5 protein-coding genes are annotated in these 15,230 nt (G+C 74.5%); all 5 read left to right on the top strand.

Going from position 1 to position 15,230, the window contains the following annotated elements; all coding sequences use genetic code 11:
• The first annotated feature begins 16 nt into the window (after positions 1 to 16).
• The 5 genes from O0S08_RS10700 to O0S08_RS10680 all read left to right on the top strand — a co-directional run bounded on the left by O0S08_RS10700 (position 17) and on the right by O0S08_RS10680 (position 15,223).
• Positions 17 to 10,390, top strand: a complete 10,374-nt coding sequence (locus O0S08_RS10700; RefSeq protein ID WP_269038982.1) for a non-ribosomal peptide synthetase — start codon at positions 17 to 19, stop codon at positions 10,388 to 10,390.
• Positions 10,387 to 11,610 (top strand): cytochrome P450, encoded by a 1,224-nt coding sequence (locus tag O0S08_RS10695; protein ID WP_269038981.1) that lies wholly within the window; start codon positions 10,387 to 10,389, stop codon positions 11,608 to 11,610. The genes O0S08_RS10700 and O0S08_RS10695 overlap by 4 nt, the downstream gene beginning before the upstream one ends.
• A 257-nt stretch (positions 11,611 to 11,867) precedes the next feature.
• Positions 11,868 to 12,713 carry a PEP/pyruvate-binding domain-containing protein gene (locus O0S08_RS10690; protein WP_269038980.1) on the top strand — a complete coding sequence of 282 codons (846 nt, stop codon included), beginning with the start codon at positions 11,868 to 11,870 and terminating at the stop codon, positions 12,711 to 12,713.
• A 318-nt stretch (positions 12,714 to 13,031) separates the two neighbouring features.
• Positions 13,032 to 14,288 carry an outer membrane protein assembly factor BamB family protein gene (locus tag O0S08_RS10685; RefSeq protein ID WP_269038979.1) on the top strand — a complete coding sequence of 419 codons (1,257 nt, stop codon included), beginning with the start codon at positions 13,032 to 13,034 and terminating at the stop codon, positions 14,286 to 14,288.
• On the top strand, positions 14,285 to 15,223 hold the full coding sequence (locus O0S08_RS10680) for an outer membrane protein assembly factor BamB family protein (RefSeq protein ID WP_269038978.1): 939 nt from the start codon (positions 14,285 to 14,287) through the stop codon (positions 15,221 to 15,223). The genes O0S08_RS10685 and O0S08_RS10680 overlap by 4 nt, the downstream gene beginning before the upstream one ends.
• Positions 15,224 to 15,230: the final 7 nt, after the last annotated feature.

Genomic DNA, 15,230 nt, shown 5'->3' with positions numbered 1-15,230 from the left:
TTCGCATCCCCTCGCCATGACGAACATCCACGACCTCGTGCTTCGCCTCCAGCGCCTCGACGTCCGCCTGTGGGACGACGACGGCTTCCTCGGCTACGACGCCCCGGACGGCGCGATCGACGACGCCCTGCTCGCCGAGCTGCGCGCCCACAAGGACGAGCTGCTGGCCTTCATCCGCCAGGGTCGCGACGCCGCCGCTCACCAGCAGCTGCGCGCCCTCCCGCACGACGGCGTGGTCGCGGTCTCCCCGGTCCAGCGCGGCCTGTGGTTCGTCGGCCAGCAGGGCGGCGGCAACGTCGCCTACAACGTCCCGTTCGTGTCCGGCCTGAGCGGCCCGCTCGACGTCGCAGTCCTCGCGCGCAGCCTCGACGAGGTCGTCCGCCGCCACGAGAGCCTGCGGACCACCTTCGAGCTGCGCGGGGACACCCCCGTGCAGGTCATCCACGCCGCGCGCTCCCTCGACCTCGCCGTCGACGACCTCGCCGACCTCGACCTCGCCGCCCGCGAGGCCGAGCTCGAGCGCCGGCTCGAGCGCGAGGTCCACCGCCCCTTCGACCTCGAGCGCGGCCCGCTCCTGCGCGCCCGCCTGTTCCGCCTCGCCGAGGGCGAGCACGTCCTGTGCCTCGTCGTGCACCACATCGTCGCCGACGGCTGGTCGCTGACCGTCCTCTGCCGCGAGCTCGCCGCGCTCTACCCGGCCTTCGCCGCCGGCCGCCCGTCGCCGCTGCCGCCGCTGCCGCTGCAGTACGCCGACTTCAGCCGCTGGCACGCCGAGCGCCTCGCCGGCGACGCCGCCGAGCGCCACCTCGCCCACTGGCGACAGACCCTCGCCGACCTCCCGGCCCTGCGCCTGCCGACCGACCGCCCGCGCCCCGCGACCCCGGCCTTCCGCGGCGATCATCACCTCCATGTCATCGACGCCGCCCTGACACAATCACTCCGCGACGTCGCCCGCGCCGAGGGCGTCAGCCTGCACAACGTCCTGTTCGCCGCCTTCCAGGTGCTGCTCGCGCGCCTGTCCGGCCAGGACGACTTCGGGGTCGCCTCGGGCACTCTCGGCCGGCGCCACCCCGCGCTCGAGCCGCTGATCGGCCACTTCTTCAACATCGCCGTGATCCGAGCCGAGCTCGCCGACGACCCGAGCATCTCCACCCTCCTGCAGCGCGTGCGCGCCGCGGTGCTCGCCGCCGGCGAACACGAGGACCTGCCGTTCGAGCGCGTCGCCCAGGACCTGCGGCCCGACCGCGTCGCCGGCCAGAACCCGCTCGCCCAGGTCGCGCTCTCGCTGGAAAAATTCTCCGCCGGCGGCCTCGCCCTGCCCGGCCTCCGCACCACCCGCCGCGAGCTCCGCTTCCGCGCCGCCAAGCTCGACCTGGCCCTGTGGATCTCCGAGCTCGACACCGGCCTCGAGATCGCCGTCGAGTACAACTGCGACCTCTTCGATCGCCGCTCGATCGTCGCCCTCGCCGCCCGCTACGAGCGCCTGCTCCGCGACGTCCTGCGCGACCGCCAGCGCCCCGCCTCCGCGCTCGAATCGATCGCCGACGACGAGCGCCGCCAGCTGCTCGTCGAGTGGAACCAGACCGACGTCCCGCTCGGCCCCGACGCCTGCGTCCACCTTCGCTTCGAGGCCCAGGCCCTCCGCACCCCCGACGCGCCCGCGCTGGTCGACCTGTGCGGCCGCGGCGGCGCCCTCTCGTACCGCGAGCTCGACCGCCGCGCCGACGCGATCGCCCACCGCCTGCTGCGCCTCGGCGTCGGCCCCGACCGGCTCGTCGGCGTCTGCCTCGAGCGCTCCGCCGACCTCGTCGCCGCCCTGCTCGGCGTGCTCAAGGCCGGCGGCGCCTTCGTCGTCCTCGACCCCGAGCACCCGCCCACGCGCCTGCAGCTGCTGCTCGCCGACACCGGCGTCGACGTCGTCGTCAGCCGCGGGGCCCTGCGCGAGCGCCTGCCGGCGCCCGACCTCCGGCTCGTCGACCTCGACACGGACCCGGGCGACCTCCCCGACGAGCGCCCGCGCGGCGCCGCCGGCCCCGGCGACCTCGCCTACGTGCTCTACACATCGGGCTCGACCGGCACGCCCAACGGGGCGCAGATCGAGCACCGCGGCCTCTGCAACTCGATCGACGCCCACGTCCGGATCATGGAGACCGGCCCGGGCACCCGCCACGCGCACGTCCTGTCGTTCAACTTCGACGGCGCCCTCGCCCACCTGTTCGTGATGCTGTGCGCCGGCGGTGCGGTCTACCTCGCCCCGCGCGACGGCGAGTTCCTGGCCGCCGGCCTGGTGCCGTTGATCGAGCGCGAGTCGATCACCCACACCTGCCTGCCGCCGACCATGCTCGCGGCCCTGCCCGACGCCGCCCTGCCGTCGCTGCACACCCTCGTCGTCGCCGGCGAGCGCTGCCCGGCCGCGCTGGTCGAGCGCTGGGGCGCCGGCCGCCGCATGCTCAACCTCTACGGCCCGACCGAGGCCTCGATCCTCGCCACCTGGGCCCCCTGCGTCGCCGACGGCGCCGCGCCCCCGATCGGCCGCCCGATCGCCAACGTGCAGGCCTACGTGCTCGACCGCCGCGGCCGCCTGGTCCCGCCGGGCGCCGTCGGCGAGCTCTGCCTCGCCGGCGTCGGCGTCGGCCGCGGCTATCACAACCGCCCCGAGCTGACCGCCCGCAAGTTCGTCGCCAACTCGTTCGGCCCCGGCCGCCTGTACAGGACCGGCGACCTGGTCCGCTACCGCCTCGGCGAGGCCGGCCCGCCGCCGCTCGAGTTCCTCGGCCGCGTCGACACTCAGGTGAAGATCCGCGGCTACCGGGTCGAGCCGACGGAGATCGAGCACGTCCTCCGCGGCCTGCCCGGGGTCGCCGACGCGGTCGTCACGGTGCACTCGGTCGACGCCGCCGCCGCGCCGCGCCTGGTCGCCTACGTCACCCCGCGCAGCCCCGACCTCGCCGCCGGCCTCGAGGGCCGCGTCCGCGACGGCCTGCGCGCGGCCCTGCCGGCCCACCTGGTCCCCTCGGCGGTCGTCGCCCTGGCCGCCCTGCCGCTGACGCTCAACGGCAAGATCGACCTGCGCGCCCTGCCTGCCCCCGACGTCGCCGGCGCCGCGCCGGCCGAGCCGCGCACCGACGCCGAGCGGGCCCTGCTCGCCATCTTCCGCGCCGTCCTCGGCGTCGCCGGCATGGGCATCCACGACAACTTCTTCGAGCTCGGCGGCGACTCGATCCTCGGCATCCAGGTCGTCGCCCGCGCCCGCGAGGCCGGCCTCGCGCTGCGCCCCGGCCAGCTGTTCGACCACCCCACGGTCGCCGAGCTCGCCGCCGCCGCGACCCCGAGCGGACCGGGCGCCGCCGACGAGGGCACGGTCTCCGGCCCGGTGCCGCTGACGCCGATCCAGCAGTGGTTCCTCGACCAGGACCACCCGACCGCGCGCCACGTGCATCACTTCAACCAGTCGGTCCTGCTCGAGGTCCCGGCCGACACCGACCCCGACCTGCTGCGCGGCGCCCTCGAGGAGCTCCAGGCCCACCACGACGCCCTGCGCCTGCGCTTCACCCCGGCGGCCGACGACGCCGGCCGCCCGACCTGGTCTCAGGAGTGCCTGGCCGCCGCCGACGAGGTCGTGTTCGAGGTCGTCAACCTCTCGCGCACGCCCGCCGACCAGCGCCCCGCCGCCCTCGAGCGCGCCGCGTCGCGCCTGCAGGCCGGCCTCGACATCACCGCCGGCCCGGTCATGCGCGCCGCCTTCGTCCGCATGGGCGCCGGCGAGCCGTGCCGCCTGCTGTGGGTCGTCCACCACCTCGTCGTCGACGCAGTCTCGTGGCAGGTCCTGCTGCCCGACCTGGCGACCGCCTGGCGCCGCCTCGCCGCCGACGAGGCCCCGGCCCTGCCGGCCCGCACCGCCTCGTTCAAGCGCTTCTCCGAGCGCCTGAGTGCGCTCGCGGGACAGGACGACTTCGCCGCCGAGCGGGCCCTGCTCGCCGCCGACCCGCCGCGCCCGCTGCCGCTCGATCGCCCGGGCGGCCGCAACGACCGCAGCAGCGCCGCCGAGCTGCGCGTCCAGCTCGACGCCGACGACACCCGCGCCCTCCTGCGCGACGCGGCCCGCGCCTACGGCCTCGGCGCGCACGAGGTCCTGCTGACCGCGCTGGTCCAGGCGCTCGCGCGCTGGACCGGCGACGACGCCCCGTGGATCGACCTCGAGGGCCACGGCCGCGAGGGCCTGTTCGACGACCTCGACCTCTCGCGCACCGTCGGCTGGTTCACCGCGCTCTACCCGGTCCGCCTCGCCCTCGCCAGCGACGATCCGGCCGAGGCGCTGATCGCCGTCAAGGAGCAGCTGCGCGCCGTCCCGCGCCGCGGCGTCGGCTTCGGCGTCCTGCGCCACCTCGTCTCGGGCGACGGCCTCGCCTGGCCGCAGCCCGAGGTCGCCTTCAACTACGTCGGCCAGCTCCGCCGCGACCTCGACCCGTCTCTCGGCCTCCGCCTCGCCCGCGAGGGCACCGGCCCGTTCGCGGCCGCCGAGGGCCGTCGCGCCCACGTCCTCGAGGTCAACGCGCACGTCGACGACGACCACCTCGAGCTGACTCTCGGCTACAGCCGCGGCCTGCACGACGACTCGACCATCGCCCGCCTCGCCGACGACCTCGCCGCCGCGCTGTCCCGCCTCGTCCACCACTGCCGGACCGCCACCGGGACCTTCACCCCGTCCGACTTCCCGCTGGTCACGCTGTCGCGCCGCGAGCTCCGCGGCCTGCTCGAGCGCGTCGGCGAGACCGGCCGCGCCACGATCGCCGCGATCTACCCGCTGACCCCGCTGCAGCAGGGCATGCTCTACCACGCGCTGCAGGCCGAGACCGCCAGCGCCTACACCACCCAGGTCGCCCTCGAACTCGACGGCGCGCTCGACCTCGCCGCCCTGCAGGCCGCCTGGGAGCAGGTGTCGCGCCGGCACGAGGCCCTGCGCAGCTGCTTCGCGTGGGAGGGCCTCGGCGAGCCGGTCCAGGTCGTCCTGCGCCAGGCCGCGCTCACCGTCGACGAGATCGACTGGCGCGGAGGACAGGACCTGAAAGCCAGGTTGGAAGCCCTCGGCCCCGAGCTGGCCGCTCGCCCGCTGCCGCTCGGCGTCGCCCCGGTGATGCGGATGACTCTGGTCCGCCTCGACGACCGCCGCCGCGTGCTGTTCTGGGACTCGCACCACATCCTGATGGACGGCTGGAGCATGTCCGTGCTGCTGCGCGAGCTGCTGGCCGGCTACCGCGCGATCGTCCGCGGCCGCCCGGCCCCCGCCGTCCCGGCCGTCTCGTACGAGCACTACCTCCGCTGGCGCGAGCGCCAGGACCACGCCGCCGCCGCGGCCCACTGGCGCACCGCCATGCAGGGCTTCGACGCCCCGACCCCGTTGGTCGTCGAGCGCAGCGGCCCGACCGACCAGCACGGCCTCCGCTCGCACGACATCCGCCTCCCGGCCGACCTCACCGCCGCCCTCGGCGCCGCCACCGACGCCGCGCGCCTGACCCTCGCCAACGTCATCGCCGGCGCCTGGGCCCTCCTGCTCGCCCGCTACAGCGGCCAGGACGACGTCCTGTTCGGCACCGTCGTCTCGGGCCGCGACGTCGCGGTCCCCGGCATCGAGTCGATGGTCGGCCTGTTCATCCACATGCTCCCGGTCCGCGCCCGCGTCGACGAGGACCAGGACGTGTGGGCCTGGCTGCGCGGCCTGCAGGCCTGGCAGGCCGCCGCGCGCGAGCACCAGATCACCCCGCTCGCCGACATCCAGCGGTTCGCCGGCGTGCCCGCCGGGACCGCCCTGTTCCGCAGCGTGTTCGTCTACCAGGACTACCCGTTCGACACCTCGCAGTTCAGCGACCCCGACCTGTCGGTCGGCTTCCACGCCGCCGCCGACCCGACCCACTACCCGCTGGTCGTCACCGCGATCCCCGGCCGCGAGCTCCACTTCACCATCGAGTACGACCTCGCCTGCTTCGCGCCCGCCAGCGTCGAGCGCATGGCCGGCCACCTCGAGCGACTGCTGACCGGCCTCACCCGCGCCGCCTCGCCGAAGATCGCCGACCTCCCGCTGCTGACCGACGGCGAGCGCGAGCAGCTGCTCGTCGCCTGGAACCAGACCGCCCGCGACCACGACCGCGGCGCCACCATCCACGGCCTGTTCGCCGCCCAGGCCGCGCGCACCCCCGACGCCCCGGCCATCTATCACGGCGACCGCGTCGTCAGTTACGCCGAGCTCGAGCAGCGCGCCAACCGGCTCGCGCGCTTCCTCCAGCGCCGCGGCGTCGAGGCCGAGACGCGGATCGCCATCTGCCTCGATCGCACCGACGCGATGATCGTCGCCCTGCTGGCGATCCTCAAGGCCGGCGGCGCCTACGTCCCGATCGATCCGACCTACCCGCTGACGCGCCAGGCGTTGATGGCCGCCGACTCCGGCGCCGCCCTCATCGTCACCGAGCGCGGCCTCGCCTCGGGCTTCGTCGCCGACCGCTCGCAGCTCGTCGCCCTCGACGGCGACGCCGCGGCGATCGCCGCCGAGTCCGACGCCCCACTCGACGTCGCCGTCGCGCCCGAGCGGCTCGCCTACCTGATCTACACCTCCGGCTCGACCGGCCAGCCCAAGGGCGTCGCCATCGAGCACCGCAACACCGTGGCGATGCTGCACGCCGCGCTCGGGCAGTACGAGCCCGACGACCTCGTCGCGGTGTCCGCCTGCGCCTCGATCTGCTTCGACTACTCGATCCTCGAGATCTTCCTGCCGCTGATCGCCGGCGGCGCCGTCGTGCTCGCCGCCGACGCCCTCGCCCTGCCCGACGTCCCGGCCAGGGACCGCGTCCGCCTGCTCAGCCTCGTCCCCTCGGCGATGGCCGAGCTGCACCGCGCCGGCCGCGTGCCGACCGGCGTGCGGGCCATCAACCTCGCCGGCGAGAAGCTCGGCAACGAGCTCGTGCAGCGCGCCTACGGCCTGCCCGGCGTCGACCGCGTCTACAACATCTACGGCCCGACCGAGACCACCACCTACTCGACCTACTCGCTGACCCGACGCGACGCGACCGACGAGCCGACCCTCGGCCGGCCGCTCGCCAACACCCGCGTCTACCTGCTCGACCAGCGCCTGCGCCCGGTCCCGATCGGCGTCCCGGGCGAGCTCTACATCGGCGGCGAGGGCGTCAGCCGCGGCTACTGGAACCGCCCCGGCCTGACCCGCGAGCGCTTCGTCGCCGACCCGTTCGGCCCCGGCCGCGTCTACAAGACCGGCGACCTCGGCCGCTTCCGCGACGACGGCGAGATCGAGTACCTCGGCCGCCTCGACCACCAGGTCAAGCTGCGCGGCTTCCGGGTCGAGCTCGGCGAGATCGAGGCCGCGCTCGAGAAGGTCCCCGGCGTCGACAAGGCGGTCGTCGTCGCCGACGGCGTCGCCCCGCACCAGCGCCTCGTCGTCCACTGGATCGCCGCGCCCGGCCAGGCCCCGACCGTCGCCGACCTGCGCGCCCGCCTGGCCGCCGGCCTGCCGGCCTTCATGGTCCCCGAGATCTACCTGCGCCGCGACGCCTTCCCGCTGACCGCGAGCGGCAAGATCGACCGCCGCGCCCTGCCGAGCCCCGACGAGGCCGACCTCCAGCACAGCGCCTGGCAGCCGCCCGAGACCGCGACGGAGCGGGCGCTCGCGGCGATCTGGCAGGAGGTCCTCGAGGTCGAGCGCGTCGGCGCCGACGACAACTTCTTCCGCCTCGGCGGCCACTCGCTGCTCGCGCTGACCATGGTCCTGCGCGTCGAGGCCGAGCTCGGCCACACCATCTCGATCGCCACCCTGTTCCAGGCCCCCACCCTGCGAGAGCTCGCCCGGACCATGACCGCCGACCAACCTGTCCCTTCGACCACGAGCCCGCTCCTGCTGCCGATCCAGCCCAAGGGCGCGCGCCCGCCGGTGTTCTGCGTCGGCGGCTTCGGCGTCCACGCCAGCTACCTCCACCCGCTGGGGCCGGCGCTCGGCGAGGACCAGCCGCTGTACGGCCTCCAGCCGCTCGACCTCGCCGAGGAGATGCCCGACGTCACCCGCATGGAGCAGCTCGCCGCGCGGCTCGCCGACCTCGTGCAGGGCGTCCAGCCGCAGGGCCCCTACACCCTCAGCGGCCACTCCGCGGGCGCCCGCCTGGCCCTGGCGATCGCCCTCGAGCTCGAGGCCCGCGGCCACCGCACCGCGCTCGTCGTGCTCGACATGCACGCCCCCGTGCACGGCGGCGCCGCCCAGGACAAGTGGACCTCCGACGACCAGCTGCTCGACTACATCCGCCAGATGAAAGTCGTGCTCGGCGAGGCCCTCGCCGTCGACATCGACGCCACCGCGAAGATGCCCGACGACCAGGCCTGGGCCCACATCGCCGCGATCCTCGAGCGCGAGCGCCTGCTCCCGCCCGGCGGCGGCGTCGACACCCTGCGCCGGACCATCCGCCTGCGCGAGCGCGTGTTCACCCTGCTCGCCGACTTCGTGCCCGCGCGGCCCTACCCCGGCCGCGTCGTCCTGCTCTCGGTCGCCGACCGCCGCCGCGTCGGCATGCCGCGGATCTCCCCCGAGGCCTGGCAGGCCTACTGCACCCGCGACGTCGAGGCCCACATCGTCCCCGGCGACCACCTCACGATGATCCGCGAGCCGCACGTCGGCGTCGTCGCGGCCCACCTGCGCCGCGTCGTCGACGGCCAGCGCCCCGCCGAGGCCGCCCCCGCGCAGCCCTTCACCGTCGCCTGGGACGACCCCGACGACGCCAAGGCGATGTGGCTGTTCGACGTGGCCCACAGCCCCGCGCCGATGGCCCGCCTCGACTTCGACCTGCGCATGGCGCCGATGACCAGCGGCACCAACCGCGCCAACGACCTCTACAAGTTGCCGCTCGCCTCCCATCCGCGCCTGCTGAACGGCTTCGTCTATCAGAAGGCGATCGTCCCCGAGATCGAGCCCGACGCCGCCGCCGAGGTGTGGCGGTCCGCCGACGCCGCCCTGCGCCAGGGCGGCGAGGGCCTGGCGGGCAACTGGTCGGGGGCGTGGCTGCCGGAGATCCAGCAGCACCTGGCCGCGCTGCAGAGCATCGACCTGGCCGGCGCCTCGCTCTCACAGCTGGTCGCCCACCTCGTCGACCTGCGCCGCCGCGTCGTCCGCCTGTGGGAGATCCACTTCGAGCTGATGTACCCGGTCACCCTCGCGCTCAGCGACTTCGACGACGCCTACCGCGACCTCTTCCCCGACGCCAGGCCGCTCGACGTCTACGAGCTGCTCGCCGGCTTCCCGACCAAGACCACCGAGGCCAACCTGCGCCTGTGGGACATCGGCCGCGCCGCCGCGCGCGACCCGGCCGCCCGCGCGCTCGTCGTCGACACCCCGCCCGAGGCCCTGCTCGCCGCGCTCGCCACCAGCCCCGAAGGACAGGCGCTCCACGCCGAGCTGCAGGGCTACCTGCGCGTCTACGGCGAGCGCGGCGACGACCTCTACATCGACCGCCCGACCTGGAACGAGGCCCCGCTGCCGGTGCTCCGCAGCCTGCGAGAGGCCGTGCTCCAGCCCGACCGCGACCTCGCGGCCGAGCTGCGGCAGCAGGCCGCGCGCCGCGAGGCCCGCCTCGCTGAGGTCCGCCAGGCCCTCGCCGCCCACCCGCGCCCGGTCGTCGACGAGTTCGAGGCGCTGCTCGCCGCGGCCCAGGCCAGCACCTTCCTCGGCGAGGAGCACAACTTCTGGATCGACTGCAAGATCACCTTCCACGCCCGCCGCGCGGCCCTCGAGGTCGGCCGCCGGCTCGCCGCGGCCGGGGCGATCGCCGACGTCGACGACGTGTTCCACCTGTCCCTCGCCGAGCTGACCGCCCTCGCCGAGGCCGACCCGCTGCCCCCGCAGCACGCCCTCGTCGCCGAGCGCCAGGCCGAAGCCGCCCGCTTCGCCGGCTTCAAGCCGCCCGGCGTGCTCGGCGTCCCGCGCCCGTTCCTGCCGATGGACTCGGCGCTGATGCGGGCGATGTTCCGCATGAACGGCGACCGCGTCAGCCCGCAGGCCCGCAGCGGCGCCCTCGACGGCCTGCCGGGCGCCCGCGGCCGCGTCACCGGCCCGGCGCGGATCGTCCGCACCCTGCCGGAGGCCGGCAAGCTGCGCCCCGGCGACGTCCTGGTCGCCACCGCCACGCTGCCGTCGTGGACCCCGTACTTCGCGATCGCCGCCGCGGTCGTCACCGACACCGGCGGCATGCTGTGCCACGCCGCGGTGGTCGCCCGCGAGTACGGCATCCCGGCCGTCGTCGGCACCCGCGCCGCCACCTCGATGCTGAAGGACGGCCAGCTCGTCGAGGTCGACGGCGACGCCGGCACCGTCCGCGTCGTCGCTGCCGCCCAGGAGCCCGCATGACCCTCGCATTCGCCACCGGCCCGCTCGCCGGAATCGACCTGGCCTCGCCCCGGCTGCACGCCGAGCGCGACCTCGCCGACGTCTGGCAGCTCCTGCGCGACGAGGATCCGGTCGTCTGGCACCCCGCGGGCGCCGGCGGCTTCTGGGTCGTCACGCGCCACGCCCACGCGCTCGCCGTCTACCGCGACAGCGACACCTACACCTCGAAACGCGGCAACGTCCTCGCCACTTTGCTCGCCGGCGGCGACCCGGCCGGCGGCCAGATGCTCGTCGTCTCCGACGGCCCGCGCAACCTCGAGATCCGCCGCCGTCTGCTGCGGGCCTTCACTCCCGCCGCCCTGCGCGACCTGTCCGAGCGGATCGCCCGCTCGACCGTCGCCCTCGTGCAGGCCGCCGCCGCCCGCAGCGAGTGCGAGTTCTCGGCCGACGTCGCCGAGCACATCCCGCTCGCCGCGATCTGCGACCTGCTGACGATCCCCGAGCCCGACCGCCGCCCGCTGCTGGCCCACGCCCGCGCCTGCCTCGCCGCCGAGTCCGCCGACGCGACCGACACCGACGCCCGGCTGGCCCGCAACGAGATCCTGATGTACTTCGCCCGCCTCGCCATGCGGCGCAAGAACGTCCCCGGCGACGACGTGTTCGCGATCCTCCTGCAGCTGACGCGCGAGCCGCTGGCGCTGTCGCAGCAGGAGCTGCTGCTCAACAGCTACAGCCTGCTGCTCGGCGGCGATGAGACCTCGCGGCTGTCGCTCGTCGGCACGATCAAGGCGCTCGCCGACTTCCCGGACGAGTGGCAGCGCCTGCGCCGCGGCGAGGTCCCCGTCGACTCGGCCGTCGAGGAGCTGCTGCGCTGGACCACCCCCGCCATGCACTCCGGCCGCACCGCCACCGTCGCCCACGAGCTCGCCGGCAAGTCGATCGCCGCCGGCCACACGGTCACGGTGTGGAACAGCGCCGCCAACTTCGACCCCGCCGAGTTCGCCGAGCCGCACCGCCTCGACCTCGGCCGCCGGCCGAACCGTCACCTTGCCTTCGGCCACGGTCACCACTTCTGCCTCGGCGCCCAGCTCGCCAGGATCGAGCTGAGCGCGCTGCTGCAGGCGCTACTCGCCACCACCGAGCGGATCGAGCTGACCGGCGAGCCGCGTCGCCTCTACTCCAACTTCCTCGGCGGCTACGGCAAGCTGCCGGTGCGGCTGCACCCGCGCGCCGCCACCTGAGACCCGCGAACCTCGACCTCCTCCGCTTCAACTTCCCCGGTCGCCGCGAGCCTCGACCTCCTCCGCTTCAACTTCCCCGGTCGCCGCGAACCTCGACCTCCTCCACTCCGACTTCCTCGGTCGCCGCGAACCTCGACCTCCTCCACTCCAACTTCCCGGGCGCGACCTCCCGCGATGCATCCCATCCTCCACTCCGACTTCCCCGGCGCCGAGCTGCCGCTGCGGCTGCACCCGCGCGCCGCCGCCTGAGACCCGCGATGAACGACCTCCTCTGGCTCGATCAGCCCGGCTGCGACGACCCGGTGCGCGTGGGCGGCAAGGCGGCCAACCTCGCGCGGCTGGCCGCCCGCTGCCCCGTCCCCCCCGGCTTCGTCCTGACGGCAGCGGCGCACGCCCGCAGCCCCGGCGACTCGCTCCCCGACGACCTCGCGCGGGCCGTCGCCGACGCTTACGCGGCTCTCGGGACCCGCTGCGGCGCCGCTGACCCGGCCGTCGCAGTGCGCTCCTCGGCGGTCGACGAGGACGGCGCCAGCGCCTCGTTCGCCGGCATCTTCGCCTCCTACCTCAACGTCCGCGGCCTCGACGCAGTGCTCGCCGCGATCGTCCGCTGCTGGAGCTCCGCCGCCGACCCGCGGGTCCTCGCGTACCGGCGCGAGCGCGGCGGCGACTCCGTCGGCCTCGGCGTGCTGGTCCAGGCGCTGGTCGCCGCCGACGCCGCGGCCGTGGTGTTCAGCGTCAACCCGACCAGCCGCGCCGCCGACGAGCTGGTGATCAACGCCAACTGGGGCCTCGGCGAGAGCATCGTCGGCGGCCTCGCCACGCCCGACACGTGGATCCTCCGCCGGCCCGCGCTGTCGACGATCCAGTTCCGCCTCGGCGACAAGGCGCAGATGACCGTCCGCAGCGACGGCGGCACGCGCGAGGTCCCCGTCCTCCGGACCCTGCGCGCGCGCGCCTGCCTGACCGACGCGCAGGTCCACGAGCTCGGCGCCCTCGCCCTCCGCCTCGAGGACGCCATGGGCTGGCCCGTCGACCTCGAGTGCGCCTACGAGGCCGGCCGGCTCTACCTGCTGCAGTGCCGGCCGATCACCGCCTTGCGCTGACCTGTCCCCGAGGACAGCCCGCCCAGGAATCGCGCGACCGCAGCCCCGGGGCCGTGGAGCTCCGGGTGACGGCGAGCACGGAGCGACGGAGCAGGCGATGACATGTCCCCAAGGACAGCCCGTCCAGGAACTCGCGCGGCCGCAGCCGCGGGGCCGTGGAGCTCCGGGGGACGGCGGAGCGGCGGAGCAACTCTCGACCGCAGCCCCGGGAGCCGTGGAGCTCCGGGTGACGGCGAGCACGGAGCGCCTCGCCGCGGTCATCCGCCGCGACGGTGACGGAAGCACCTCCGTCCGGGGACCACTCCGACGGAGGTACCCTTGTCCTGTTCTCCCCGCTTCACCACCCTCGCCGCACTCGGCTTCGCCCTCGCCGGCTGCTTCCCTTCCATCGTCGTCGGCGAGACCCCGTCCGACACCGCCGGTGCCACGATGGACGGCACCACCGCGCCGACCACGGACACGGCTGCCGACAATCCACCGACCACCGGCCCGGCCGTCTGTGGCGACGGCATCATCGACACCAGCGAGGCCTGCGACGACGGCAACGACGAACCCAACGACGGCTGCGACAACGCCTGCGGCCGCAGTGGACGGGTCGAATGGACCGTCGAACCGGCCGGCCTCAGGGGCGTGTCCGACCTCGCGATCGACGGCCTCGGTCGCACCATCCTCGCTGGCTTCGCCGGCAATGATTCGTTCGTGGTGGCGCTGGCCGCCGACGGCACCGAACTGTGGCGCACGCCGGTCGAGCAGATCGACAGGCTCGACGTCCACCAGGACGGCCGGATCTTCCTCGGCGCCCACGAGGGCGCGATCGTCTGCCTCGCCGCGACCGGCACCGAGTTGTGGAGCTTCCAGCCCACGATCCCCGAAGAGCTCTTCGATCGCGTGGCCGGCCTCGCGGTCCACGGCGACGCACTCTACTCGGCCACCGTCGAGAGCGGCGACAGCCTCCCCGGCTGGCGCCTCGTCGTCCGCAAACACCGGCTCGACACCGGCGCGGCGCTGTGGGAGACGCGGCCCGCGGACGAGCTGAGCATCTCGGCCGAGGCGCTCGTCGCCCTCGACGACCGCGTCGTCGTCGTCGGCCGCACGCTCGACGGCCAATCGCTGCTCCTCGCCCTCGACCACGACGGTGTGCTGCTCTCGACCCGACTCGGAGGCGGATCCAGGCCGAGGACCGTCGCCGCCCCCATCGGCGGCGACGACCTCGTCCTGGCCGGCTTCGGACCCGACCACGACCTCATGGTTCAGCGGCGCGGCTCCGAGTTCGACGAGATCTGGGGCGTCATCGGCGACCCGGACGACGCCATCGCCGACGTCGCCACCGACTCCCACCAGCACATCGCGCTCGCCGGCTTCCGCCTCGAGGACGTTCGCACCAGCATGGTCCGCATGTACGACGGCAGCGGGCTCCAGCTGTGGACATCGACGCTCACCGACTCGGTCGACGACGTCGACGATGTCGCAGCCGCCGCTGGCATCGGCCCCGACTTCCTCGTCGTTGCCGGCGCCGCGAAAGCCTCCACCGGCACACACGCGCGCCTGTGGATCCGGCGATTCGCGCTCGATTGACGCCCTGGACGTGGTCGCTCGAGTCCGACAAGGTCGAGTGGCTCCCCGTCTTCGAGGCCGCCACGGCGGCCAACGGCGACGTCGTGCTCGCGGGCCCGGTGTCGAATCAGGAGGTCCTCTCGGACGGTCTCGGCACATTCTGGCTCGCCCGGCTGACCGCGGCCGGCGACCTGGTGTGGCAATTCAAATACGATGACCTGCACCTGCAACCATTCGACCTCGAGATCGCCCCCGACGGCGACATCGTCGTCGTCGGCATGATCCTCAACATCGTCTCGACCAGCGAGGTGCATCGATTCACCGGCGAAGGTGCGCTGCTGTGGAGCGCCGCGCAGGACCCCTTCGACGAATCTCCGACGCAGACCTCCTATCACAGCCTCGCGGTCGACGCCGACGCCGTCTACGTCGTCGGCCAGCGCCGCGAGCACACCGACGACCTGCCGATCGCTCATCGCGTCCACCTGCGCGCCCTGGACCGCGACGGCGCGCCCCTGTGGCAGCTCGATCGCCCGCCGCCCGAGCCCATCGGCGTGTCCGTCGGCGGCATCGCGCTCACGGGCGGCAAGCTCGTCGTCTCGCTGTCCCGCCACGGCATCGACATCCCGTTCGAGCCCTTGCCCGGGTACAGCCTCCTCACCTTCGACACCGCCGGCGTCGAGCTGTCGTGGAACGATTATTCGCTGCCGGCCCCCTGGCGCGGCGGCGCCGGCAAACTGGTCGCGGCCGAGGACGGCGGCGTCTTCCTGGCCGGCGGCGCGACGGGCGAGGGCCAATCGGTCCAGCACGTCGCCCGCGTGGGCCCGGACGGCGCGGTCCTGTGGTCGAAGCTGGCCGCGGGTAACGGCATTCGCGACGCCCTGCTCGCCCCGGACGACCGCTTTTACGTGCTCACCGAGACCGCGATCACGAGCTACGATCTGAACGGCTCCCCCTGACGCATGT

It is taken from the genome of Nannocystis punicea (assembly GCF_026965555.1).
GTDB lineage: Bacteria > Myxococcota_A > Polyangia > Nannocystales > Nannocystaceae > Nannocystis > Nannocystis punicea.
Note: the sequence above shows the minus strand (reverse complement) of the source record. Positions and strands in the feature narration are given on the sequence as shown.